Annotated in this window: 3 protein-coding genes; all 3 read right to left on the bottom strand. The window is 72.9% G+C overall.

The features are described 5' to 3' along the window. Window positions 1–18 precede the first annotated feature (18 nt). A complete protein-coding gene (locus D474_RS0127045) occupies window positions 19–399 on the bottom strand; it encodes a RidA family protein (RefSeq protein ID WP_017616598.1) in 381 nt (126 codons plus the stop codon). Window positions 400–438: 39 nt separating this feature from the next. Beyond that, window positions 439–1,695 (bottom strand): alanine racemase, encoded by a 1,257-nt coding sequence (locus D474_RS0127040; RefSeq protein ID WP_017616597.1) that lies wholly within the window; start codon window positions 1,693–1,695, stop codon window positions 439–441. After that, window positions 1,692–2,079: amidohydrolase family protein (locus D474_RS30265; protein ID WP_040704633.1), on the bottom strand; the 388-nt coding region annotated here is incomplete at its 5' end. The genes D474_RS0127040 and D474_RS30265, both read right to left, overlap by 4 nt.

The raw sequence follows: 2,079 nt of genomic DNA, 5'->3' as shown, positions 1-2,079 counted from the left end.
TTCACGGGGCCCCTCGGCTCACTCGGTCGGCTTGTACAGGACGGCGTCCACCTCGATGGCGAAGCCCGGCAGGTCGGCCTGCAGCGTCGTGCGGACCGGCGGCTCGGTGCCGAAGTACTCCGCGAAGAGCGAGTTCATCTCGGCGAAGTCGTCGAGGTCGCGCAGGTACACCCCGACCCGGACCGCGTCACGGAGGCTCGACCCGGCGGCCTCGGCGACCGTGGCGAGGTTGGTGAAGGTCGCATGTGCCTCGTCCGCGAAGGAACCCTTGACCAGGGACCGGTCGGTCCGGTGGGGGGTGGCCCCGGCGAGGTAGATGAAATCGCCGGCCACGACGGCGTGGGAGTAGGGGCCTCCGGGCGGGGCTGCCTCGGGCGTGTTCACGATCTTCTTGGACATGGGACCCTCCTTGTTCTGTGTTCTCGTTCCGTCTCGGTGTCAGAAGACGGTGCGTACTGCGTCCACGACGTGGCCCTGGGCGTCCAGGACCGGGACCAAGGGCCACTTGTCGAAGACGGTGCAGGCGTGGGACAGCCCGAACTCGACCACGTCCCCGACCTCGACCTGCACGGACACGTCCTCGTCCAGGTCGAGGAAGCCGTGGTGGTCGTTGAGCTCCACCACCCGCGCCCCAGCCTCGACGGGGATGCGGCGGCCCCCGCGCAGCACCGCGCGGGGGACGGGCAGGTCGATGTCGAAGGACAGGTCGCGCTTGCCCGCCCCGAAGAGCGCCCGCCCCGGTTCGGGGCAGGAGAGCACCCGCGCGTAGCACGAGAGGGCGGGCCGCAGGGGGTCGGTGTCGGCCTCCGAGCGCAGCGGCGAGGCGCGTTCCATGAAGAGGTCGTCGTGGGTGATGTAGCACCCCGAGCGCACGATCGGCCGCACGGGCAGGGACAGCCCGCCGAGACCGGAGAACGCGTCGGCGACCAGGTCCGGGTAGCTGCTGCCGCCGGCGGTCACGACGATCTCGTCGGCGCCGGCGAACAGGCCCTTGGAGTCGGCGCGGCGGACGAACTCGGGGAGCCGGCCCAGCCAGGTGCGGGTGCGGTCGGGCGAGTCGTCGTCGCGGCGCTGCGGGAAGACCCCCTCGAACCCTTCGACCCCGGCCAGGCACACGCGCTCGCTGCGCGCCACCCGTTCGGCGAGGACGAGCGCGTCCTCGAGTGTGCGGACGCCGGTGCGCCGGCCCGGGACCCCCAGTTCCACGAGGACCGGGAGACGACGCGGCGCCCCGCGCAGGGCGTGCTCCATCAGTTCCAGGCCGGCGGCGGAGTCCACCAGGCACATCGGCTCGAAGTCCGGGTCGGCCAGGGTCTCGGCGAGCCAGGCCAGCTGCGCCGTCTCCGTCACCTCGTTGGCGATGATGATCCTGGTGACGCCGGACCTGTACATGATGCGTGCCTGCGCGACGGTGGCCGCGGTGAGCCCCCATGCGCCCCCGGCCAACTGGGCCGCCCAGAGCTGGGGTGCCATCGTCGTCTTGGCGTGCGGGGCCAGGTCGAGACCGCGTTCGGCACACCAGCGGGCGAAGCGGTCGAGGTTGTGGTCCAGGGCCTCGCGGTGGAGCGTCACCGCCGGCAGCCACAGGTCGCTCAGCCGGAGACCGGCGCTGCGGACCTCGGCGGGGGTCGCGGGGCTCTGGGGCAGGGAACGCGCCTCGACGGGGACGTTCTCCAGGTGGTGTGCGGGGTTCATGCTCTGGCTCCGTGGCGTGGGAAGGGTTCGTCGAAGTCCTCGGGATCGGTCAGGTACTGCACCGCACCCCGGGTGCGCTGCTGCCTCCCGTGCTCCGCGCGTTCCTGTGCGGGGCTGAGCGGCACCCACGGGGGCGGGGCCTCGGCGGCGCTGGGCGGGAGCAGCCGGCCCGCGACATAGGTGGCCGCGTTGTGCAGCTTCACCGGCGCGTGCCGCACGTCGCCGTGCACGTCCGGGAGCGGGAACGGCCCCTCCTCCACGTCGAAGACGGCGATGTCGGCCGGTGCACCGGGGGCGAGGGTCCCGGCGTCGAGGCCGAACGTGCGGGCAGGCCGGACCGTGGCGGCCCCGACGGCCTCGTTCAGGCTGAGCCCGGCGGCCATC

The organism is Nocardiopsis salina YIM 90010 (assembly GCF_000341025.1).
In the GTDB taxonomy this organism is placed as follows: domain Bacteria; phylum Actinomycetota; class Actinomycetes; order Streptosporangiales; family Streptosporangiaceae; genus Nocardiopsis; species Nocardiopsis salina.
The sequence above is the reverse complement of the archived record's forward strand: the minus strand, read 5'-3'. Positions and strand labels throughout refer to the sequence as shown.

What these genes read in the sequence shown, in the direction of transcription:
- D474_RS0127045 (WP_017616598.1), bottom strand. Translation starts at nt 399, where the DNA reads ATGTCCAAGAAGATCGTGAACACGCCCGAGGCAGCCCCGCCCGGAGGC.
- D474_RS0127040 (WP_017616597.1), bottom strand. Translation starts at nt 1,695, where the DNA reads ATGAACCCCGCACACCACCTGGAGAACGTCCCCGTCGAGGCGCGTTCC.